Source organism: Streptomyces sp. NBC_01669 (assembly GCF_026339735.1).
GTDB classification, from domain to species: domain Bacteria; phylum Actinomycetota; class Actinomycetes; order Streptomycetales; family Streptomycetaceae; genus Streptomyces; species Streptomyces yanii.
Genome location: NZ_JAPEQG010000002.1, coordinates 104480 through 127010, shown reverse-complemented (window position 1 = coordinate 127010; position 22531 = coordinate 104480). Strand labels below are relative to the sequence as shown.

18 protein-coding genes and 1 pseudogene are annotated in these 22531 nt (G+C 67.2%); 11 read left to right on the top strand and 8 right to left on the bottom strand.

The window, feature by feature from the left end; translation table 11 throughout:
• The first annotated feature begins 60 nt into the window (after positions 1–60).
• A complete protein-coding gene (locus OG972_RS41440; RefSeq protein WP_266991351.1) occupies positions 61–663 on the top strand; it encodes a hypothetical protein in 603 nt (200 codons plus the stop codon).
• On the opposite strand, the gene OG972_RS41435 is transcribed toward OG972_RS41440, so the two are convergent.
• Positions 632–1726, bottom strand: coding sequence for an IS630 family transposase (locus OG972_RS41435; protein WP_266985531.1), 1095 nt, complete (start codon positions 1724–1726; stop codon positions 632–634). The two genes, OG972_RS41440 and OG972_RS41435, sit on opposite strands and share 32 nt — an antisense overlap.
• A gap of 320 nt (positions 1727–2046) precedes the next feature.
• On the opposite strand from OG972_RS41435, the gene OG972_RS41430 reads away from it, so the two are divergent.
• Positions 2047–2814: a WD40 repeat domain-containing protein gene (locus OG972_RS41430; RefSeq protein WP_266991349.1), complete on the top strand. Its 768-nt coding sequence runs from the start codon at positions 2047–2049 to the stop codon at positions 2812–2814.
• Positions 2815–3084: 270 nt separating this feature from the next.
• Here the strand turns inward: OG972_RS41430 and OG972_RS41425 are convergent, their stop codons facing one another.
• Both OG972_RS41425 and OG972_RS41420 read right to left on the bottom strand, forming a co-directional pair.
• On the bottom strand, positions 3085–4152 hold the full coding sequence (locus tag OG972_RS41425) for an integrase core domain-containing protein (RefSeq protein WP_266991347.1): 1068 nt from the start codon (positions 4150–4152) through the stop codon (positions 3085–3087).
• 626 nt (positions 4153–4778) lie between these two features.
• Positions 4779–5462, bottom strand: a complete 684-nt coding sequence (locus OG972_RS41420; protein ID WP_266991345.1) for a hypothetical protein — start codon at positions 5460–5462, stop codon at positions 4779–4781.
• Between the two features lie 801 nt (positions 5463–6263).
• On the opposite strand from OG972_RS41420, the gene OG972_RS41415 reads away from it, so the two are divergent.
• The 3 genes from OG972_RS41415 to OG972_RS41405 all read left to right on the top strand — a co-directional run bounded on the left by OG972_RS41415 (position 6264) and on the right by OG972_RS41405 (position 8101).
• Positions 6264–6803: a winged helix-turn-helix domain-containing protein gene (locus OG972_RS41415; RefSeq protein WP_266991343.1), complete on the top strand. Its 540-nt coding sequence runs from the start codon at positions 6264–6266 to the stop codon at positions 6801–6803.
• Positions 6800–7336: a transposase gene (locus OG972_RS41410; RefSeq protein WP_266992940.1), complete on the top strand. Its 537-nt coding sequence runs from the start codon at positions 6800–6802 to the stop codon at positions 7334–7336. Before OG972_RS41415 ends, OG972_RS41410 begins: the two co-directional genes overlap by 4 nt.
• A gap of 246 nt (positions 7337–7582) precedes the next feature.
• A complete protein-coding gene (locus tag OG972_RS41405; protein ID WP_266991341.1) occupies positions 7583–8101 on the top strand; it encodes a hypothetical protein in 519 nt (172 codons plus the stop codon).
• On the opposite strand, the gene OG972_RS41400 is transcribed toward OG972_RS41405, so the two are convergent.
• The 3 genes from OG972_RS41400 to OG972_RS41390 form a co-directional block, all read right to left on the bottom strand.
• Positions 8082–9830, bottom strand: coding sequence for a hypothetical protein (locus tag OG972_RS41400; protein ID WP_266991339.1), 1749 nt, complete (start codon positions 9828–9830; stop codon positions 8082–8084). The genes OG972_RS41405 and OG972_RS41400 overlap by 20 nt on opposite strands.
• Positions 9831–9891: 61 nt before the next feature.
• Positions 9892–11037, bottom strand: coding sequence for an HlyD family efflux transporter periplasmic adaptor subunit (locus tag OG972_RS41395; RefSeq protein ID WP_266991337.1), 1146 nt, complete (start codon positions 11035–11037; stop codon positions 9892–9894).
• Positions 11038–12208: 1171 nt separating this feature from the next.
• The gene (locus tag OG972_RS41390) at positions 12209–13258 is read right to left on the bottom strand and encodes a hypothetical protein (protein WP_266991335.1); all 1050 of its coding nucleotides are present in this window, start codon (positions 13256–13258) and stop codon (positions 12209–12211) included.
• A 182-nt stretch (positions 13259–13440) separates the two neighbouring features.
• Between OG972_RS41390 and OG972_RS41385 the strand changes: the two genes are divergently transcribed.
• From OG972_RS41385 to OG972_RS41375, 3 genes are all read left to right on the top strand, one after another.
• The gene (locus tag OG972_RS41385) at positions 13441–13704 is read left to right on the top strand and encodes a helix-turn-helix transcriptional regulator (protein ID WP_266991333.1); all 264 of its coding nucleotides are present in this window, start codon (positions 13441–13443) and stop codon (positions 13702–13704) included.
• Between the two features lie 156 nt (positions 13705–13860).
• Complete coding sequence (locus OG972_RS41380; RefSeq protein WP_266991331.1) at positions 13861–14727, top strand: DUF6083 domain-containing protein; 867 nt, start codon at positions 13861–13863, stop codon at positions 14725–14727.
• Positions 14728–15053: 326 nt separating this feature from the next.
• Positions 15054–16517, top strand: a complete 1464-nt coding sequence (locus tag OG972_RS41375) for a UvrD-helicase domain-containing protein (RefSeq protein WP_266992938.1) — start codon at positions 15054–15056, stop codon at positions 16515–16517.
• On the opposite strand, the gene OG972_RS41370 is transcribed toward OG972_RS41375, so the two are convergent.
• The gene (locus tag OG972_RS41370) at positions 16514–16846 is read right to left on the bottom strand and encodes a hypothetical protein (protein ID WP_266991329.1); all 333 of its coding nucleotides are present in this window, start codon (positions 16844–16846) and stop codon (positions 16514–16516) included. The two genes, OG972_RS41375 and OG972_RS41370, sit on opposite strands and share 4 nt — an antisense overlap.
• A 440-nt stretch (positions 16847–17286) precedes the next feature.
• Positions 17287–18879, bottom strand: a complete 1593-nt coding sequence (locus OG972_RS41365; protein ID WP_266982217.1) for an IS1182 family transposase — start codon at positions 18877–18879, stop codon at positions 17287–17289.
• 322 nt (positions 18880–19201) lie between these two features.
• Between OG972_RS41365 and OG972_RS41360 the strand changes: the two genes are divergently transcribed.
• From OG972_RS41360 to OG972_RS41350, 3 genes and pseudogenes are all read left to right on the top strand, one after another.
• Positions 19202–20641, top strand: coding sequence for a cytochrome ubiquinol oxidase subunit I (locus tag OG972_RS41360; protein ID WP_266991327.1), 1440 nt, complete (start codon positions 19202–19204; stop codon positions 20639–20641).
• Positions 20638–21639 carry a cytochrome d ubiquinol oxidase subunit II gene (locus tag OG972_RS41355; RefSeq protein WP_266991326.1) on the top strand — a complete coding sequence of 334 codons (1002 nt, stop codon included), beginning with the start codon at positions 20638–20640 and terminating at the stop codon, positions 21637–21639. The genes OG972_RS41360 and OG972_RS41355 overlap by 4 nt, the downstream gene beginning before the upstream one ends.
• Positions 21639–22342, top strand: a pseudogene (locus tag OG972_RS41350) (DNA helicase); the annotation flags it as partial. The gene OG972_RS41355 and the pseudogene OG972_RS41350, both read left to right, overlap by 1 nt.
• Positions 22343–22531: the final 189 nt, after the last annotated feature.

Below are 22531 nucleotides of genomic sequence, written 5' to 3'. Positions count from 1 at the left end.
GAGGCGGAGGCGTACCTGCGCGGCCTCATCGCGGCCAGGTATCCGGGCTGGTACGAGAGCATGCTGATGGAGCTGCTCTTCCGCCAGGGCCGCTTCGACGACGCCGTCAAAGCGGTGGAGCACACGTTCGACGACCTCTATGACGGAAACCTCCTCCAGGCGGCCATGCTCCTGCTCGCAGAAAAGGGCCGGTACGACCAGGCGCTTGAACTCACGGAAGGGCGCAGCCCTGAGTTCCTCGCGGAGAACGAGGCGTTCTGGCTCCGGTCCAACCGGTGGTGGCTGATGGGAGAGGCGGGACGTGCCCGGGAAGCGATCGCGGAGATCGAAGCCCTGCCAGCCGATGAGGTCGAGGACCGCGAGGTGACCATCGCGTGGCTGCTCGCGCAGGACGGCCGTGTCGAGGAGGCCATCGCCCTCGTGCGCCCGCTGCCCGGCAAGCGGGCCGCAACCGACCTGGCTGAACTTCTCATCCGGCAGGGCCGCTTCACCGAGACCATCGCCGTCATCCCTGACGTGGCCGCCCAGCGCGAGGAGGCACGGCACAGCCGGGCAAAGCGGCAGGAATCCGCCTCCCCCGACACCGGCCATGTGTCCGACGACCCACTAGTGTCTCGTGATTCCGTTTGCATCACTTTGAGTTGTTTGCGACGAGTTTCTTGACGTTGGTCTGGACGAGTCGGACCTTCGTCAGGATCTCTTCGGCAGTTGCGGTCCAGGTGAACGGTCTGGCCTCGGAGTTCCAGGAGTCGATGTAGTCACGGATCTGCTTGATCAGGACGTTCACACTGGAGAACGTGCCGCGGCGGATCGACTGGCGGGTCAGCATTCCGAACCAGGTCTCGATTTGGTTGATCCAGGAAGACCCGACGGGGGTGAAGTGGAAGTGGACGTGCGGATTACTCGCCAGCCATGCCTTCACCTCCGGCGTGGTGTGGGTGGAGAGGTTGTCCAGAACGACGTGGATCTCCTTGCCCCCGTGCGGTTTCACCGCCTTCTTCAGGAAGGCCAGGAAGTTCTTGCCGTTCCGGCTCGGCTTGCACTCGCCGATGACTTCGCCGGTGCCGACGTTGAGTGCGGCGAACAGGTTCGTGGTGCCGTGCCGGACGTAGTCGTGCGTGCGTTTCTCGGTGGCCGCGAAGGTGACGGGCAGCACCGGCTGGGTCCGGTCCAGCGCCTGGACCTGCGTTTTCTCGTCGATGGACAGCACGACCGCGCCGCCCGGCGGAGCGAGGTAGAGGCCGACGACATCGGCGACCTTGTCCGCGAACGCAGGGTCCTTCGAAATCTTGAAGGTGCCATTGCGGTGCGGCTTGAGATTCTCCTCGCGCCAGATCCGCGCAACGTAGTGCCAGGACACGGTGACGTTCTCGGTCCGCTTCAAATACTTCGCCAGCTCGCGTGTGGACCAATGCGAAAGACCGGTGACGGCCGGCGGCGTCATGCGCGTCAGCGCGATCACCCGAGCCCGAATCCGCGCCGGAACCTGCTCCCGGGCCCCGCCGGGCCGGTCGCCTTCCAGGCCGGCCAACCCGTGCTCGGCATAACGGGTCTTCCAGCGGTCCACGGTCGGCAGCGACACCCCGAGCAGCTCGGCAATGTCCTTGCGCCGACGTCCCTCGCCCGACCACAGGACGATCCGGGCCCGCATGGCTATATCCGCGGGCACGTCCCGACTGTTGACCAACTCCCGCAACTCGGCGGCCTGTTCCACAGAGAGCTCCATGCCAAGAGAACGAGCCACGCGAGATCAAGTAACGCTGACGGAATCACGAGACACTAGCCACCGAGTATTCGAAGATATGATCGACCCGCTCGACATGTTCCCAACCATCTATTGCGTCCATCCCGGCACGCCCAGGAGACCCGATGCGTCGCATTGCCAACGCCCATCGCTCTCGTGCTCATCCGCTGGCGTGGTGGTTTCCGGATGACGGGCGGGAACTGCTGTTCACGGCAGGTTGCGAGGGCGACGGTGAAATGCGCTGTTGGGATACTCTCTCCGGCCGCCGTGTCGTCGACTTTGAGGCAGACCCATGGCTCATCGTGCACAACGGCGCCCTCGCGCACCTGCCGGATGGCCGGCTGATCCTGGCGACGTCGGACCCGGACGGACTGCACCGCTGGGACGCTGCAACGGGACAGTCCCTGGGCCGGGTCGACGACACAACGACGATCTGGCAGGTCACCACAGCGATATCCGCGAGCGGGCGGACAGTGTTTCTCGGGGCGGGCATCGACGGCCATCTCCACCGCTGGGATGCGGCCACCGGCGAACCAGACGGACCGGCCTGGGAGTGCAACCGCGGCTACGTCATCACCCTCACGACCCTCAACTTGCCGGACGGCACACCGCTGGTGGTCACCGGCGGCGAGGACGACACCGTGCGCCGCTGGCACGCCGAGACCGGCGAATCCGTCGGTGAGCCGCTGCCAGTCAGCGCCGATGGGCGCGTCTTCAACCTTTCCTCGTGCCGACTTCCGGACCGACGGGTGCTCCTGGTGGCGCACGACGACGAACATGCGATCCACCGGTGGGACGCAGCCACCGGCAAAGCGTTCGGTCCGCCCATACCCACTGGCGACCGGTTTCCGCACACCACCTCCGTCGTTCCGGTCGCCGGCTCACCCCGCGTGATCGTGGCATACGACGACTACACCGTCCGCCAGTGGAACGCACTGACCGGCGAGCAACTCGCACTGCCTCATCCCGGATACGCCGCCACTGCGGCGCTCCGCCCTGACGGCACGGCAGTGCTCGCTACCGGTTCTCGCGACGGCGCGCTGCGGCTGGACTACATGAGCACTGACTAAACAGCTCGCGACCTGCCAACGCCACCATCGGCAGTCCGGCTTTGCAATCGGGTGCTCAGCGACGAACGATCACCGTCTGAGTGAACCCCCCCGACTCCTCCATCCCTGTTCTTGCGTGGGTATCCCCGGCTTCGGCCGGGGAGGGAAACGCATCCTAAGCCCGGAGGCGCGAAGCGCCGGAGTTCGCTCCGCCTCTGTCGTTGCGGTCAGATAGGCCCGTACCGCTTCAGAACGGCTGCACCGGCCCTGACCTGCTGCTTTGCTGAGTGATCAGCTTGCTGGGCGATATTCATTGATGAGGCCGGTGACGGCTTGTCGGCGTTGGATCCGGGCGGCTGGGAGGGGTATGACGTTGGGGTCGTCCAGGGGTGCGAGCTGATCTCGCCCTTGGTGGGGGCGGTGGTTGTTGAAGTGCCGGGCGTAGTCGTGGAGGATTTTCTCGGCATGGCTGCGGTTGAAGATCAACAGGCGGTCGGTGCACTCCTCCCGTACAGACCGCACGAAGCGTTCCGCGTGGGGGTTGCAGTTGGGGCTGCGCGGAGGGATCTTCGTCACGGTGATGCCTTCGCTGGTGAAGACGGCGTCGAAGGCGGCGGTGAACTTCGCGTCCCGGTCGTGGATCAGGTGGGTGAACTCGGTCGCGCGGTCGCTGAGGTGCCACAGCATCTGTCGGGCCTGCTGGGTGGCCCAAGCCGCGGTGGGATGGTCGGTGACGCCGAGGATGTGGACGGTGCGGGTACGCACCTCCAGGACGAACAGCGCGTACAGCCGCTGCAATCCGATGGTGTCCACATGGAACAGATCGGTGGCGAGTAGCCCGTGTGCGTGGGTCTTGAGGAAGGCAGTCCACTCGCCGCGCGCCGGGTGGGGGCGGGGCGCGGGCCCGAGGCCGGCGGCGCGCAGGACTCGGCGCACCGTGGCCGGGCTGACCTTGTGCCCGAGTCGGCGCAGCTCGCCGTGTACGCGGCGGAACCCCCATCGGGGGTTCTCGGAGCCGAGCCGGACGATCAGCTCGCGCAGCTGCTCGGAGAGGGGCGGGCGTCCCGGGGGAGTGGGCTGGGTCCATTTCTGCTGGATCAGGCGCTGGTGCCAGGCGAGGAGGGTGCGCGGGGAGACAATCCGCTGGCAGTGCAGCGGCCGGGGGAGCAGTCGGACGAGGGCGGCGAGCAGGGCGCGGTCCGACCATCTGGGTTTCGGGGCGGCGACCTGACGGCGCAGGACCGCGACCTCGTGCCGCAAGATCAGTATTTCGGCGTTCTTGGCGGCGGAGGAACGGGAGAGTAGGACGAGCCACGCGAGGATCCGCGTGGCGAACAGGTAGAGCAGGCGCACGAGCATATGTACCCAGAGTGCCCTACCGGCGACCAGGGCCATCGTCCCTGGTCAGAGCCGGTGCAGACATTCTGGAGCGGTACGGGGCCGGTTTTCCAGAGCTGATCAAGGTGACGTGACTCCGAACCTTTGGTGACGTGAGTCCGTGTTGTCCAGTGTCAGTCCCTCCGCGTCTCCTTCGTAAATTTGCCAGTATCCCCTCGGCGACCCCGCACAGCGCACCGCCGCCCACCTCGCCTCCCGCGCCGTCCGCGCGATCCTCCTCTACGGCATCGGCGCCTTCGCCCAACGACCCCGCACCGTCACCGGCACCACCCCCCGCACCGCAGAGCGCGACGTCCCCCCGGACGCCGAAATCATCGGCTTCGACAACACCACCATCACCTGGCAACGCCCCACCGGCTTCACCCGCGACCCCAACGCCCACCCCGAATGGGCCGCCCACATCTGGTCCTCCGCCCGCGCCGCCCTGCTCTCCCAGCGCCACCGCGACGACGACACCTACGCCGGCGCCCTCCACGCCCCGCCCGGCACCGTCATCGCCCTCCGCACCGATGCCGTCTACCTCACCCAGCCCCAGAACTGGCCCTACCTCCGCGACGAGCGCAGGAGATGCGCGCTGCTTCGGGTTGTCAGCCGGCCACTGTCTCCTGCTGGGGCTCGGCCGCAGCAGGCTCCGAAGCGGCCGTCGCGGTGTAGAAGACGGACGAGCCCTGCTTGGTGCGCTGAGCCTGGCTCTTGGCGACCAGCCCTTCGAGGGTGGTACGCACAACGGTGGTCTTGACGCCGCGGTCAGGGTGGGCCTGCGTGAGCGCGGCGGAGACCTCGGTGGCGGACCGCGGCTCGTTCTGCTGCTCCAGGTGGCCGCGGATCAGGTTGACGAGGGTCGGCTTGGCGTCTGTCGTGGGTACCTTCGCGGGCGAGCCCTTGGCCGACGAGCCCTTCGCGGACGGTGTCTTCGCGGACGAGGCCTTGGCGGAGGACGCCTTGGCGGCCCCCTTCTTGGATGCCGTCGTCTTTGCACTCGTGGCGGCCGCCTTCTTCGGCGTGCTCTGCCGGGGTTCGGCGGTGGCCTGGCGCGGTACGGTCGGCGCGGCCGTGGTGTCTGCCTCGCCGACTGCGTTCGCGCCGCCGAGTGCCTCCTGCATGCTCACCAGCACGGAGTGGTCGTGCTGCAGGGCACCCAACTGCTCCTGCAGCTCCTCGATTTCCGCACTGATGCGTTCCTGCTCCTTGACGTTGCGCTCGAGGTCGCCCGTCACCTGGGCGATGTACTGCGACGTCAGTCCTGTGGCGTGAGCCTGAATTTCAGACATGTCATGGGCCTTTCTGCAGCTCGCGGGTACGGCGGTGAGAAGCACGAACCCGGTCCGCGAGCGGGTGGAGGCAGGTGCCCAGGCTGTGCTGACTGGGACACCCGCAGGACATAACTGCCGCAATGTGCAGCAGTGTCTAGAGATGGTACGCACGAGTAGAGCCCTCATGTGCCAGTCGAGTGATGTCTCACTCCTCCCTTGAGGGTGAGGAACCAGCAGATGCGGGCCATACGACGACGAGACCGACCGAGGCACTGTCACTGTTGATGCGCCGAGCGGCCTACCCGGGCCGGGGGAGACAGGGCCCGGGAGCTGGGACCGAGAACGTCCCAGGGTGCGGCAGGTATTGGCACGCCTGCCGCTGAAGATTTGCCAGGTCGAGCCTCGGCGCAGGTAGAGCAGATAATGTGTCCCTGCTCTGAGCGGAGGCACGGCGGCGGCGCTCTTGATAGCCTCTGCTCGGACTTGAAGGGGCACTCGCCACATCGTGGCCACTGCCCCTCTCTTTTACCCGCACACCAATGATGTGCGGGTTTTTTGCGCATTCCACATCCACCCGGCGAAGCGCCCAGGGATCACCCCCGAACTTCGGTTGGCCCAACGCGAGGCGGCAGTATGTCAGCGGGCGTCGCCATCGGCACAGCGAGCTTCATCAGCGTTCGCCCGCCACCAGATGACCATCAGCCCGCCAAGATGTCGGGCGCGACGGACATCCCGGAGAGGTCCTGGACATCGGTTACTGAGGATTTCGGGTTGTCGTCGGGTAGTGACGGTTCATGATCCCTGCGGTATGCCGTTGGTATGCGTTATCCGGAGGGTGGGGGCCTGACCGCTGAGCGTCGGGCGTTTCGTGAGGAGATCCGGCTCCAGGCCGGCGGGCGGTTCGCGGCGGGTGAGAAGACCGCGGTGATCGCAAAGGATCTGCGGGTGAGTGTGCGGTCGGTGGAACGCTGGCGCCGCGCCTGGCGTGAGGGCGGGATGGAGGCCCTGCGCTCGGCCGGGCCGGCGAACTCTCCGGCTGTCACCGATGCCCAGTTCGCCGTGCTGGAAGAGGAATTGGGCAAGGGTCCGGCTGCGCACGGCTTCGAAGATGAGCGGTGGACCCTGGCCAGGGTCCAGACGGTGATCTGCCACCAGCTCCGGCTGAGTCTGTCGGTGGCGACGGTGTGGCGGCTGCTGAAACGGCACGGCTGGTCCTGGCAGGCACCCGCCCGCAGAGCACTCGAGCGCGACGATCACGCCGTCGAGCTGTGGAAGAAGGAGGTGTGGCCGCGGGTAAAAGGATCGCGGCGGCGTGTGGGGGCTGGATCGTCTTCGAGGACGAGGCCGGGTTCTCCATGACGCCGCCTCGCGCCCGCACCTGGGGCCGGCGCGGACACACCCCCGTCATCCGGGTCAGAGGACGCTCCCGCCGACGGACCTCGGTGGCAGCCCTGTGCTGCTACAAACCCGGCGAGGCAAGCCGGCTGATATATCGGCCTCACGGTCTCCTGCTGTTGAAGGGTGCACGCAAGAGCTTCTCCTGGAAGGACTACCGGGACCTGCTGGTACGGGCCCACATCCAGCTCGGCGGCCCGATCGTGGTGGTCTGGGACAATCTCAACACGCACCTGACGGCAGGCCTGAAGCGGTACGAGGCCGAGCACGACTGGCTCACCACCATCCGCCTCCCGTCGTACGCACCCGATCTCAACCCCGTCGAGGGGATCTGGTCACTGCTGCGAAGAGCGATGGCCAACACCGCGTTCGACACACCCGACGACCTCGACCGCATACTCCGCCGCGAGTTACGCAGAACCCAGCTCCGGCCCCACCTCATTGACGGATGCCTCACCGCCACCGGCCTGCCCCTCACCCAACCGAACCCACCCTGAAAGCGCGGTCGTATTTGTGACTCACCCGGCCAGGCCGCGATGAGCGGATCCGGCCGGTTTCGAGGTTCACGCGAGTGAGCGCGGGAGGAACGACGAGGCGGCCGAGGGCGCTGCGGACGGTTTCGACGCTGCCGGTGCTGTCGGTCGCGACCAGTCTGCTGTGGCGACGCTGCGAACGGTAGCGTCCCCGAGCGAAGGCCGTGCCAGTGCTCCGTGAGACTGTCGGTCCCCTCTGGGGAGGGGCACATGCGTGTGTTGCCTGAGATTGTCGGACGTGATGAATTTGCTGCCCTGATCATCAGGACCGACTACAACGACGAAGCCGCATGGCAGGCGGCGGCGACGGGTTTGACGCAGCCATGGGGTGAGAACGGTGAGCTCGAGGCCCACGTCCACCTCATCGACGATCCGGCCTGGGCCGACGCCGCGCCCGATGAGGTCCTCACCGCCGTGAGACGGGACGAGAACCTGAGCGTGGTGTTCGTCGCCGACTGCATGACCATAACGAGGAGCCGGGAGGTCGACTGGCAACGGGCACTGTCTGAAATCCAGCAGATGATCTTGCGTTGCCTGTACTCCCGGCACAGTGATGCCGGGTCCGCCAGCACCACCTCGAACAGATCACGGCGTCAGCGGGCCATGGACTGCCCCATTCGTGGTGCAGCTGGCTGGCGGGTACGTGCTGGAGGTCATCGACGCGATCGGCAAAGGGCTTCCCGACCTTGCTGTTCCGGGCTCGCGCCCCTCAGTCGGGAGGCGGGCTGAAACCCTCGGAGTCGGTATCGGAGCCGGTGTCGTCGACCAGGATGTATTCACCAACGGCAATACCCGCCCGCATGCCCCCGTATGTCGATTGCACGAGCCACGGTGGAGCCCAACGCGCCCACCGGGCGGTTCCCGTCAGCGGCGGGTACGAGAGCTTGAACGAATCCTTCATCAAGCCATACCGTTTAGGGTCGATGAGCGCGTGCTCGCTTCCCCACATGGGGATCAGGTTCCACGGCCGGTTGACGATCCGTTCGTACCAACTTTCCCCGACCAAGCGCTGGATCCTTCCCGGCAACGAGTTCGGCATCTGGCTCGGCTGGCGCTGAAGGAAGTGAGACAACTCAATGCGCTCCGTCGACGCCGGGAAGAGGGGGTTGTAGCGGCTGCGGGCGGCAACGTCACCGAGTTCAAACACCTGCTGATTGCGAGTCCTGGCCGACGCCCATCTCATGTTCCGGGGCCAACCGAAACGCAACTCCCGTGCGCCCATCCGACCGAGACCGGCGCCTAGTGACGCTGCGCCTTCGGCCAGTCCACCCACGAACGCGCCTTGCTCGAAGCCGTTGGCGTCGCCGGAGTAGACGGTTCCGGCGACGCCCCCAAGGAGGCCCCCTGGTGAGCTGGTGCCGAGTACCGCGGAGGTCGCCCGGTTCGCAGCCGCGTCCTGCTCGGCCGTGGTCTTGCCGGCGTATGAGGTACCCAGCTCCACAATGCTGCTCCCCGACGCAGCGACTCCGCTCGCCAACATCAGCGCACCAGTGAGCCCGACCACCCAGCCGACAGGGTTCGAGACGATGATGACGAACCCAGCAACCCCCGTCGCCACGCCAAATGCTAGTCCGGTCCCGCCACGGTTCCAGAATCCTCGCTCGGGGCCGCCGTCTGGAGCCGGGCTGGTCTCGGGGCGCGGTGGAAGTGTCCGCGCTGGCCGCGGCGGACGTACACCGTGGATGACGACCTCGGGGACGCCGTCGCCTTGTCCCGGCCGAGGCTCACCGCGCACCTGGACTTGGAGCTCGCCGAGATCGTAGAACGGAGTCCACGAGGGGTCGCGGCCCCCGTACGCCTCCGACGACGCGGACACGGTGGGGGCGGCGCCCGTCTCGGGTCGAGCAGGCAGCGCGCTCTCCGGCCGCGTCCGGCGAAGGGCCTCCGATTGGTCGGGATTCTGGGTGGACTGCCCTGTGGGGGAGCCCAGCAGCCGGCGCTCGGCGGACGTTTCCCCTGTGTCGGGCGCGTTGGGCGAACCCCAGCGATCAAGGACCTCTAGCCGGCGGCCGCTGTCCGGGTCACTGTCCGGGCCGAAACCGACGGGCCGACTGCGGCCACCTTCTGCTTCTGCGCCCCCGGCTTGGTCGACCTGCCCGATCACCCCGTTCGCCTGTCCGATCGGCTCGTCGACGGCCATCTGACCGTGTGCGGCGGCCTGCTCGAGCTCACCACGCCTGACTCTGTCGCCGTCCCCGGGCACCTGATCGTCAGCGATCATTCGTTGCGCAGCGGCTGCGTCGAGCATCGACATGGCCTCGGCCAGGTCCGATGGGTCGTCGAAGTTGATGCCACTAGTGAAGTAGGTGGTGAGCACTGGGGCAAGCGGGCCGGGCGCCCGGGCGAAATAGTTTGACAGCCCGAACGACCAGGCGCCCGACATGCCGCCCAGGTTCTGGCGGTTGCTCGGGTCGTCTCCGCCCAGAAGCTTATCGAGCCAGTCCCAAAAGTCTCCCATGGTGTAAGCCCTTGTTGGTCAGTGCGCGGCTGGGTCCTGCCCGCGCCCACCATGCGGTCCGTCATGCGCCGGTGATGTCAACGGTGGTGCTCTCGAAGTCGAAGTTGTAATTCAACGGGAGGATCGGGTCACCTCCCGCTGTCCGGTTGGAACAGAGGATGAGAACGTCCCATTGCTCGTCGACGGAGTCGTGTCCACGGACGGAGGAGACGACACCTTCGATTTTCGTCTGCTGACCGCCAGGTGCGTCGAAGAGCGTGGCGCTGACCGCGACCTTGCTGTTCAGGCGGAGCATGCCGCGGTACTTGATGGTGCCGACGAGGTAAACCGACGAGTCGTTCTCGACGCGGATGACCGGTTGCCCGGCGCTCACGAAGTCACCGGTATTCCGGAAGACGCCTGTGACGACGCCACCGAACGGCGACACCAACATCGTGTCGATGTACGCGACCTGTAGCTTCCTGATCTGCTGGTCGATTGAGGCGAGTTCGTTGGGAAACGTCGTGCCCCCGTTCGCGCACATCTCCCTCATCCGGAAGGCCGCCAGGTACTCCTGCCGTTGACCGATCCGGGCCCGGTGGTATCTGATGTCATTCTCGGACGACGGCATCCGATACTCGTATCCCATCGCCTCCGACTTGCTTGCCGCCGTGTTTTGGTATTCGGTGGGAAACCCTACACCGGGGGGGACGTTAAGAACGGACGAGAAAGTGGTGTCGGTCCTCGCCTTCTTTATGGCATTTCCCCAAAGCCCATCTTGAATGTAGAGGCGTTCCAGGGTTCCATGCAGCACGGATGTGTCGACCTCGAGGGCCTCGACGAGCCTATGCAGGACTATCGACTGATCTGACGGGTTGTCCAAGTATATGCGCTGAACCTGCTGGAGGACTGCATCTGAGTACGTCGTGATGTAGGCGTTTTGGCGCATACGTATGGCTTGCTCCAGTTCGGCCTTTACGGGTTCAGCCCGTAGCTCGGACAGTATGTGCGACTCCAGGTTCTGATGTATGCTTTGGGCCTCCCACATGAGCCTCCCGTCGGAGTGGCCCTGGCCCAGAATTTCGTACAGCCCGTTGATGTTGAAGGGCTGTACGCTCTTTCCGAGTAGCGAGTCCGGCTGAAAGAGGATGGTTCCGTCAACGGGGTAGCACAGATCTGCCGATTGCACTGGTCGAACGCGTAGATTCACCGCTTTTCCGGTCGACACCCCAAACACCGCCCTCTTGACGTGGTCAATGGGTTGCTCGGTTTCCGGCTGTCCTCATGGCGAGCCAGACGATTGCAGCTGCGGCACCAGGATGGAGCAGGCCAACGTGGTGTCGGTTGGGCAGTTGGCAAAGACGCCGCGAAGGCCCTGCAGTGGGACCGTCCAGCACTCTCCTGGCTGGAGTGTTCCGTAGGAAGTCGAGTTCGAACCAGTCGCCTCCGAGCCGACGGTAATCGGATCACCAAGGGCGTCGTTGTTGATGACGAGCAAAAGTGGCCAAGCGAGGGTGCTGGTAAGTCCGTTGGATCCCCACACGTAGGTTTTTCCGCGGACCTTGACTATGTAGCTATACATGTCTGTCGCCGACCTCGCCTTCCGGGCTGAGGATTTACGCAATCGGCATGAGGCAAGATGTCCATAGGCAACGCGGCCAATACCGCAAATCATCCTCGAAGCCACCGCTCACCCGGAGCACCTGGCGGCGCGCCGTCGACGGGCGGTCCAGGGATCTCTGCCCCGCCGCCTTCGACTGCCACCGTCACGGTATTTCCCATGTGACGTTGAGGTAGCAACTGCGGCGCGCAACTGAGCTCTTCGCTGTTGGCCTGGTCGGGTGTGCAGGCAGTCCATTTTCCGTCGGACTTCCTGCTCAGAGGCTCTTCTCACAACCATAACTCCGACACATTGACCGTGCCAGAGATCCATGAGAGTGCTGCCAGATAGGGTTCGCGCTGGACTGGGGACATGTTCCGGGGTGACGGAGGTCTGATCTCAGCAACGTCTGCCTGTCGCCCATGAGTCGATGGCGCCTTTCTCGCTGAGGAAGCCCTCGGATCGCTGTGGCGTGAGCGCTCTCATCGTGCGCAGCGGACGTGTTGCACATCTAGAAGCCGTTGTCGTACCGATCATGGTGAGCGCGGGGTCGACCGTGGCGGCTCGGGCGGGTGATCTCTCGACAGTCCTGGCATGGAGGTAGGTCCTCCTGCACAGCTCGTGGGTGTCGAAGCCCGAGCGATCAGGAGGCCCCTGGTGCCGCAGTCTTCCGTGCGGTCTGCTGCTGCGTCCAACTCGTGTGCCCTGTCGTGTGATTGCCTCGCGCACCTGTACTGGAACGCGGCCGACCACCGGGAGCATGTGTGACGCCTGACCAGCGACAACGCGCCGGTCACGTTCAGAGAGGTAACGACTTCCGAGGCGGGTCCCAGGTCACGTCTTCCGTGACGGGTTCGAACGTCCATGCTCCGACGGCGTTCACGGCCGCGAGGCGGTCGAGTGCCGCGGCAAGTGCGTTTCGATCGAGTCCGCAGGTGCGGGTCAGGTGATCTGCTTCCATGCTGGTCCGCCCAGGGGCGGGGGAGTGGTGCGCGGCGAGCACCAGTGCGGTCAGACGGTCTGCAGCTGGCAAGGTGCGCAGCCGTGGCTGGGAGACCGCACGCAGGGCCCAGTCGGCAGCCTGGTGACGGTCGTGCCGGGCGGGTTCCTGGGTGAGGACGGTCGCATCGAGCAGTTGCGCGGCGGTAGTTCTGTGCCTCGTCTGCTTGGTGGGATGCGGCAGGCGGCGTAGCCAGCGGGCGTCCTCCAGTTCGTCCCAGGGTGCGAGAGTTCGGGCCAGGCGCATGCCGTGGAGCAGTCCGGTCGGCAGATGTACCTGTCCGGATGTGTTGCTGCGCAGTGCGCACTGCAGGGCGAGGAGTCGGCCCTCTGCGTTCACATCCGGGGGAAGCGCGGCCGCGAGATAGCTGAGCATGTCGCGGACACGATCCGCCGGAGCGGCACCACCGGGCAGCCTGACACGCTTCGCCCCGGCGGAACCGGGGCCGGCATCGAGCCTCCCTGGGGTTGATGTGATGGCGGTGTCGGGGACGATGGCGCTGCCCGGGGTGGCGCCCGCGCAGGCGGCGCAGACGTCGGCCAGACGCCAGAGCCGGCCCCCGCGTTCACGGGCGAGGACGAGCAGGACCGGGCCGGCGCAACCCCGGTGGCGCGGATGCCACCGGCATCCGCGTTCGTGGCACTGGCAGGTCCGCAGATGCGGGGGCAGCACATCGCGCCGCGCGTGGTGGGCCAGGTGCGCCAGGACCGCGGGCCGGGCCGCAGACGCTGCCAGAGCGTGACCGCGTGGTGCGCACAAGGCGCAATAGAGCACGGTTTTGCCCTGCTGCGGGCGTAGTTCCACGGTCCAGGTGCGCCGTACCTGTAGGCGCAGGGTGCACAGCCTCATGGGGCGCCCGTTCCTCCTGCCTTCAGCCGGGAGCCGACCCGCCCCTGGGAGTTGTGGTGAGGGGAGGGGTGTCGGCGGCACACCGTAGTGCAGACCTCCGCCCTTCCGTGGGGCGGTCACCTGCAGAAATAGGGCAGAGGTCTGCACTGACAGGGCAGGGGTCTGCACCTTCGGATGGGGGAGTGACGACCTTCCCGCCCGACCCGAACCTCACCGCCCTCCGACTGGAGCTCGCGCGGCTGAGGAGCGAACGCGGCTGGACCTACGACGAACTCGCCCGCCGCACCGGCCTGGCCAGACGCACCCTCATCGAAATCGAGCAGGGCCGCACCATCGGATCCCTCAAGACCTGGCACGCCCTCGCCCACGCCCTCGACGTGTCCGTCGACCACCTCTTCGCCACCCTCTGCGAAGGCCACGAGCCACCCGCCCAGCCCGCCGAATAGCACCACTGGCCCCGCCGTTGAGGATCACCCGATCCAGTCACCGACGGGAACTCCCGTACGGGAAACCGCACATCAGTCCCGCCGCATTGAGCCATCCGCAGGACAATCCGGCACGCTCACCGCGGCGGCGGCGCGGCGCCTGTCACCTTCACGGCCATGTCCTCCACTGCCTCATCCGGCCGCAGATGGGACGGAACCCCCAACCGCCCCCACCGCCAACGTGCTCTGCGCGTCGCCCACGACAGCCCCACCCGCCTCGTACGCAGCGCCCAGCCCAGCCGATGCCGCGACTGCGGCAACCGCATCGACTGGTACACCCGCCCCGACAACCGCCCCGTCAGCCTCCACCCGCACGAACTCGACGCCACCGCCGTTCCGGTAGCCAGCCGCTGGCACGTCAGCTCCGGCATCGCCCACCCCGCCGACGACGGCACCCCCTGGTGCCGCATCCCGCACCTCGCCCTGTGCCCCGCACGCACCGCCCCCACCCCGCTCACCCCGCAGATCGCCGCCCTGCGCCGCCACCTCGCCCTGCACACCCGCCGACTCCTCGATACCGGGACCCTCACCCCACCAACACCGGACACGGCCTCACCGGCCACTGCCCCGGAGCCCTGCCGCCCGGCCCGGCCCATCGTGCTGCTCTTCCACACCCGCTACCTCGCCGCCCAGCCCATCGACACCCTCCAGTGCGTAGCCCAGACCCGCCGACGCCACCGCTGCACCCACCCCGTCCTCAGCCCCAGCGCACCGGCCGGCACATGGACACTCGTCCCCGCCACCACCGGACACAGACAACTCGCCCTCCCAGATGGCCTGATGGCCGTCTACGACCTCACTCACCTCACCTACGCGGAACAACTGCGCTGGCGCCACCAACGCTGCCCCCACCACGCCGGCACCCCGGGCGCAGCCGACCTCGCACTCTGCGACTGGGAACCCTTCGACCCCCTGCTGCACCACCGGCACATCCACAACCGCCTGCCCACCACATTCCGCCACCGCACCCAGGCACGGGCATGAGAACCACAGGCGGCCACGCGCAGCCGAACTTCACCCGCAGCTATGCTTCCGTGCCGCCGAGTGCCACGGAAGTCTGCAGGCCAACATCGCCTTCTCCCCGGCGACTACACCACCGTCGAGCGGCGCGCAGCACGAGCCGACCAAAGGCCCGATATCTACCTCGTGCACACCGTGACCCGGGCGCTGGTACGCGCGTAGCCGGAAACGCCCACAGGGGCGAATCGCCCTGGAACGACTTCCTGCCCACGCCACCCAGCAGCAGCTGACCGCTGTCGTACGCAAGCTCGCCACGTCCCCGCACACCGACGGAGTGCCCGGTGCTGAACCTGAATCCCACCGACGAACAGATCGCCGCCGCCGACGCCTTCCATGCCGGCGACCACCTGGCCCTCCAGGCGGGTGCCGGTACCGGCAAGACCAGCACCCTCGCCCTTCTCGCCCACCACACCCGCCGCCGCGGCCGCTACCTCGCCTACAACAGAGCCATCGCGCGGGACGCTGCTGCCCGCTTCCCTTCCACCGTCACCTGCAAAACCGCCCACGCCCTGGCTTTCGCAACCACCGGCCACCACTACGCCCGGCGCCTGAATGCCCCCAGACGACCTGCCTGGCAGACAGGCCAAGTCCTCGGCATCACCAAAACCATCCGCATCGGCGAACGCGACCTGTCACCCAAGGCCCTCTCCTACGCCACGCTGCGCACCGTGACCAGCTTCTGCCACTCCGCCGACCCCACCATCACCCGGTGCCACGTCCCCCGTCTGCGCGGCCTCGAAGACCCCGACCTGCACACCCAACTCGCCCAACACGTCGTGCCCTTCGCCCGCCGAGCCTGGACGGACCTCCAGCACACCGACGACGGCGCCGTGCGCTTCGGCCACGACCACTACCTCAAGATCTGGGCCCTCACCCAGCCGAAAATCAACACCGACTTCCTGCTCCTGGACGAAGCACAGGACACCAACCCCGTGGTCGAGGAGATCTTCCTCAACCAGCGCAGCCACGCCCAGCTGGTCATGGTCGGCGACTCCGCACAGGCCATCTACCAATGGCGCGGAGCACGCGACGTGATGACCACCTTTCACGCCACACAACTGACCCTGTCGAAATCCTTCCGTTTCGGACCCCACCTCGCGGCCGAAGCCAACCGGTGGCTCACCATCGCCGACGCACCCCTGCGCCTCGAAGGAACCGAGGCGATCTGCACCGAGATCGGTCCTGTCGAGCAGCCTGACGCCGTTTTGTGCCGCACCAACGTCGGCGCCATGAACGAAGTCATGCAGCAGCTTGCGGCGGGCCATCGCGTGGCGCTGGTCGGGGGAGGGGAAGCCCTACGTGCCTTGGCTCACGCCGCCAACGACCTGAAGGAGGGCCGCCGGACCTCGCACCCCGAGCTTGTCCTCTTCCCCACCTGGGGCGATCTGCAGGATTATGCCGAACACGACCCGGCCGGTCGGGAGCTTCAGCCGCTGATCGATCTTGTCGACACCCATGGAACTGGGGCCATCCTCGCAGCCGTCAACCGACTCGATGACGAATCCGTCGCAGATGTGACTGTGTCCACTGCCCACAAGGCCAAAGGCAGGGAATGGCACCGGGTAAGAGTCGCCGTCGACTTCACCCCGCCCCAGGACAGCGACGAATGCGACGAACATGGCCGTCCCCTGCCCGGACCCATCGACGATGCCGAGGCCCGTCTCGCCTACGTCGCGGTCACCCGGGCCCGCAACCGCCTGGACGTTGGTGGCCTGTCATGGATCAACGCCCATCCCAACGGGCAGACGGCCTAGATGTAGTGACCCGCAGGATTGCGCCCGGAGCGGGCGATCAGACGGAGCTCCGGCGCCATGACCTGCGGCATCACGGGCTCGGGCGGGTCGAAGCAGAACTTCAGCTGGCCGGAGAGATCGCGCTGGTTGTAGCGCAGCCGCACACGCATCAAGCCGGTGCCGTCACTGCCGTAGAAGGCCCCGCCGTCCATGCCGGTGACCCGGTGCGTGAACGTCGCCGGCAGGGAGGCGACCGGAACGCGGGAGGGCTGCCGGACGGCAACCTGCTCACGCGGCGGTGGCGTCACTTCCTGCCAGGGCGACGTGATGCGCACGTCGCCGACCGCCATCCGTTCCAGCCCGAGCCCGGCAGAGGGCCAGCCAGGCCAGCTTCGAGGTTGTCCGCCGTCAGCTCTACTTCGCCACAGAAACGCAGGGTCGCCTCGAACCGGCGCCGCCGCTCGCCTCCGCTGCTCACGGACCTCACTTTCGTGACGGTGGAAGCGGTCCGCACGACGTCGCCGGGACACCCGCAGAGGTTGTCACCCCGCGCTGCTGGACTCCGTGAAGGGATGAGCGGACTATGACAGGAATCAGCGGTCGGGTCCGGCGCCTGCGTGGTCTCCTGGCCGGGGCCGCCGCGGGCGCTGGCGGGATCACCGTCCTGGACGCGGTCAGGTACCTGGACATGGTGATCCGCGGCCGAGGAGAGAGGGCACTACACCCTAGAAGACTGCTGAAAATCTTGTTGAGGGGCTGTTCGGCCGTAGGCCGGGCGGCCCCTTCTTCGTCATGGGGTGGCCGGGGCGAGGTGCCAGGTGGTGTTGGTGCGGGTGAGTCCGAGGTTGATCAGTCGGCGGAGGTTGAGGGCGGCGGCGCGGTGGTGGAGTGCGATGTTGTTGGCGATGACGCCTCGGTAGCGGACTCTGCGGTTGCCGTGGGCGACGAGCCAGGCGATGGCGCGTTCGACCGGGGGCCGCCATCGGCGGTATTCGTCCTGCCAGGCGGTGTCGGTGGCGGCCTGGACGCGGGCTGCGGTCAGCAGTTCGTGCTGAGGGTGGACGTTGATAACCCGTCCGGTCTTGGAGGTTGTGCAGCGTTCCCGCAGTGGGCAGCCGGTGCACAGCCGTTTGAACTGGGCGGTGCGGCCCCCGTCGGCCTTGGTGCAGCCCAGGTTCGCGGTCTGTCCGGCCGGGCAGGTCACGGTGGCGGCGTCGGTGTCGACGTGGAAGTCGTCGATGGTGAAGCCTCCTGGGACGGCCTGCCGCAACGGCGGCGGCTTGACCACCAGGACGTGGCCCTGGGCGGTCAGTTGTTCACGCAGGTCGCCGGTGCCGTAGGCGGAATCGCCGAGCACGGTCAGCGTCTCGCCCTCGCTGTGGTCTTTGTCGGCCAGCAGGTCCAGCGCGACGGCGGCCTCGTGGTTGTCCGGCCCGTAGCCGCTGGTTAACGCGACGGCAGTGAACAGTCCGGCCTCTGGCTCGAAGGACACGTGTCCTTTGAAGCCCTCCTGGTGGCGGGTTCGGTTCTTGTGGATGTGCCGGGCATCGGGGTCGACGGTGGACACCGTCCGGTCGGGCACGGTGCGCCTGGCGATACGCCAGCGTCCGTCGCGGCCGTCGGAGTCCTCGGCCGGCTCCACGTCCTGGCCTGCGACGAGAGCGAGAAGGCCCACCGCGTTCGCGGCCCGCTCGCCCAGCTCACGCTCGGGCAGACGGCCGAGCATGTTGAGCGCGTCGGTCACCAGGGCGTCGACCAGCGCCTCGCGGGCGGCTTCGTCATTCCAGGCGATCCTGGGTTTGCCGGGGTCGGTGTAGTCGTGAGCAGTACACCACCGGCCGGCGACCTCGCCGGCGCCGGGGACCTCACGGATCACGCGGCGGATCGCGGCCACGATCTGGGTGACGGTGTCCTGAGTGGCCACCGCATCGTCCAGGACGGTGGAGTCCAGCGCCCGGCGCTGCTTTCCTCTGAGGACACCGGTGGCAGTCACCACCTCTTTGACCTTGGTGAAAATCCGCGTCGGGTCGGCCGAGCGGGCGAGCCGGCGCCGGAAATAGGTCAGCAGCGAGGGATCGAAGGCGGTGTCGTACAGGCCCAGCCCGCAGGCGGCCTTCCAGCGCAGGTCACATCGCAGTTCCTGGACTGTCTCGAAGTCCGACAGCCCCTGCAGGCTCTGCAGTACCACCGTCGCGGCCAGCACCTGCGGCGGCAACGACGGCCGTCCGTTGGCCGACGGATACATGTCCGCGAAGAACTCCGGCGGGAACAGCACCTCACGATGCTCGGCCAGGAAAGCGAACACACTCCCTGCCGGGATCAACTCCCGGCAGGTCTCCCACACATCCGGCCCGACCATCTCCCCGGCCCATTCCCCCTGCATGCTCACAAGACTGGCCCCGGACCTGCCGGTCCGGGGCCAGAACGCAAAAGATTTTCAGCAGTCTTCTAGGTCGCCAACGCATGACCGACACACGACATGCGCAGCTTCGATCCGGCCCTGTTCCACCAGGCCCGGGCCGGCCTTGAGGTGTACGGGCATGCAGCTGCGGGTGCTTCACCGAGTCTCCTCCGAGCATCGCCGGTTCCCGAACCGCGCCAGCCCCAGGGGGCCGGGGGTTTTGGGGTGATCCGCTCGGGTTAACGAGCTTGGCGGGGCCGTGTCGGCACGCGCCTCGAGCACAGCGAGCGCGAGGATACGGGGCATGCCGTCAGCCTCATGCGCCACCACCGTAGTGCTGCAGGCGCTGGCGTCCGCAGGTGAGCCGTCGCAGTTGCTGCCCGCTCGTGAACAGATGGCCTTCACTCTCGGCTTCCACATCATCATCGTGCCGTTCGGTGTGGCCTTCACCTTCCTGATACTCCTCGCCAACCATCGAGGACTACGCCGCGGGGACGAGCAGGCCATGCTCCTGGCACGCCGCTGGTCGAAGGTTGCCGCAGTGCTGTTCGCGGTGGGAGCCGTGTCCGGCACCGTACTCACCTTCGAACTGGGCATCCTGTGGCCCGGACTGATGGGGCAGTACGGCGCCGCCTTCGGGTTCCCGTTCGCTATCGAGGGAATCTTCTTCTTCCTCGAAGCGATCTTCATGTCGTTCTACATCTACGGATGGGACCGGCTGTCGCCCTGGGCCCACTTCTGGAGCGGTGTCCCGGTGGTGATCTCCAGCCTCGGTGGTGCCGCCGCCGTGGTGGCTGCCAACGCCTGGATGAACCAGCCCGGCGGCATCACCATGCATGCGGGCCGCATCGTCGACGTCAGTCCGGCCAAGGTGTTCTTCAACGGCGCGTTCTGGTTCGAGACGATCCACATGCTGCTGGCGGCGTACATCGTCGCCGGCTTCGTCGTAGCCGGGGTGTACGCGGCGGGGATGCTCAAAGGAAGACGGGACGCCTACCACCGCACGGGCTTCCTCATCGGCTTCGTCGTGGCCGCCGTCACCGTACCCATGCAGATCTTCGTCGGGGACCTGATCGCCCGTCAGGTATTCGTCTCCGAACCGGCGAAGTTCGCCGCCATCGAAATGCTTCCTGACTCCGGCGACCACGTCCCCGAAACACTTGGCGGTGTCCTGATCGACGGGAAGGTCCGCTACGGGCTGCCGATCCCGGACGTGGCATCGCTCCTGGCCGGGTTCCGCCCCAGCACCCATATCGACGGGCTCGACGCAATCCCCGCACCGGTGCGCCCAAGCGACGCGGGTGTGAGCATTGTGCACTTGGCGTTCGACGTCATGGTGGGCGCCTCCATGGCTCTGCTGGCCCTGTCCGTGTGGTTCGCCTGGCTGTGGTGGCGCCATCGCCGCGTCCCCACCAACGTCTGGTTCCTGCGGTGCGCCGCGCTGTCGGGCGTGGTGGCCTTGGTCTCCCTGGAAAGTGGCTGGGTGGTCACCGAAGTCGGACGGCAGCCGTGGACCGTGGTCGGACTGCTGCTGACACGGGACGCCGTCACCACTCACGGCAACCTGTGGCCCTTCTTCGGCGCGACCGCGATCATCTACGTCAGCGTCGGCACCGGTGCCCTGCTGGTTCTGCGCGCCCTGCGCCGGCGATGGGCGGCAGAGGGCGACGAAGACGTCCAGGTCCCCTACGGCCCCGAAGCCCCTGCTGTCTCCGCCGCGAGCCCAGAAGGCCGAACGCCATGACCGATGCGATCGGCGTCATCCTGTTCACCGGCGTCATCGCCTACGCCGTCTTCGGTGGTGCCGACTTCGGCGCCGGGTTCTGGGATCTGACCGCGGGCGGAGCCGTACGGGGCAGCGCCCCCCGCTCGCTCATCGACCGGTCCATCGGCCCGGTCTGGGAAGCGAACCACACCTGGCTCATCTATTGCCTGGTGGTGCTGTGGACGGGTTTTCCGCCCGCCTTCGCCGCCATCACCACGACGTTGTACATCCCGCTCGGCCTCGCGGCACTCGGCATCGTCCTGCGCGGGTCCGGCTTCGCCTTCCGCAAAGTGACGCTGCGCACCGCGCAGCAGCGTCTCACCGGGGTCCTGTTCGCGGTCTCCTCGGTGCTGACGCCGTTCTGCTTCGGCGGCATCGCAGGGGCCGTCGCCTCCGGCCGCGTCCCCAGCGCCGGCGGCGGCGCCCCGCTGTCCAGTTGGCTCAACCCCACCGGTGTGCTGGGAGGTGTCCTGGCGGTCGTCGTATGCGCCTACCTCGCTGCCGTTTTCCTCTCCTCGGCTGCCACGCACCCCTATCGGGATGAGGCTCTGCACCTGTACTTCCGGCGGCGGGCACTGGCGGCAGGCATCGCGGTGGGCATCGTCTGCATGGCCGGCGTCTTCGTCCTGCATGCGGACGCACCGCGCCTGTTCCACCAACTCACTACCCGCGGACTGGCTCTGCTGATCGTGTCCGCCGCAGCCGGACTCGCAGCCCTGGCAACACTCAGAGCCCGTCGGCCGCGCCTGCCGCGGCCGTTGGCGTCGCTGGCCGTGGCCACGGTGATCGCCGGATGGGGCGTCGCCCAGTATCCGTACCTCCTGGGCACTCACCTGTCCTTGACCCAGGCCGCCGCTCCCGACTCGACCCTGTGGGTGCTGGTCGCTGTGGCCTGCACCGCGGCCGTGCTGATCGCTCCCTCCCTGGCCGCCCTGTACGTGCTGCACGAACGGGACCGGCTGACTTCCTCCGCCTGACCTTCCGCTTCGGCCCCCACCTCGCCCGCGAAGCCAACCGCCGGCTGCACATCGCAGGCGCACCCATCCGCCTCACCGGCACACCGGCCGTGCCCACCGAACTCGGCCCCGTGGCCTGCCCCGACGCGGTCCTGTGCCGCACCAACATAGGGGCCATGGCCCAAGTCATGGCCATGATGGCCAGCGGACAACGGGTCGCCCTGGCCGGGGGAGGAGACGGACTGCGGGCTCTTGCGTTGGCCGCCCGCGACCTGAAGGAAGGCCGCCGCACCACCCACCCCGAACTACTCCTCTTCCCGACCTGGGGAGAGCTCCAGGATTACGCAGATCACGATCCGGCCGGACGCGACCTGTAGCCCTGGTCGACCTCGTTGACAAGCACGGCACCGACGTCATCCTGAACGCTCTGGCTGGCCTGGCTCCCGAGCAACACGCCGACGTGATCGTCTCCACCGCGCACGAGGCCAAGGGACGCGAATGGGCCTGCGTGAGAATCGCCGACGACTTCACCCCGCCGAAAGGCAGTGGTCAAAAGGACGCCAACGGATGCGCCATTCCCGGGCCGATCGACGACAGCGAGGCCCGCCTCGCATACGTAGCCGTCACCCGTACCCGCCAGCGCCTGGACATGGACGGACTGGCGTGGATCGACCACCACCCGGATGGAAACCCGGTGGACTCAACCGGTCGTCGCAACACCTGATCACGGAGGCGTTGCGTGGGAAGACTGGGGCGGTTCAGATCGCTTCCTGCCTCCGCCCTGCCCGCACCAGCAGCCAAGCAGCCTCCTTGAGGGCGTCGTTGTCGCTTGCGTGCGCGGCAATGGCATAGAAGCGCATGGCGATGCGAAGCAGGCCGCGGTCTCGTGCTGCCCGGGCGAGGGTTCGGCAAT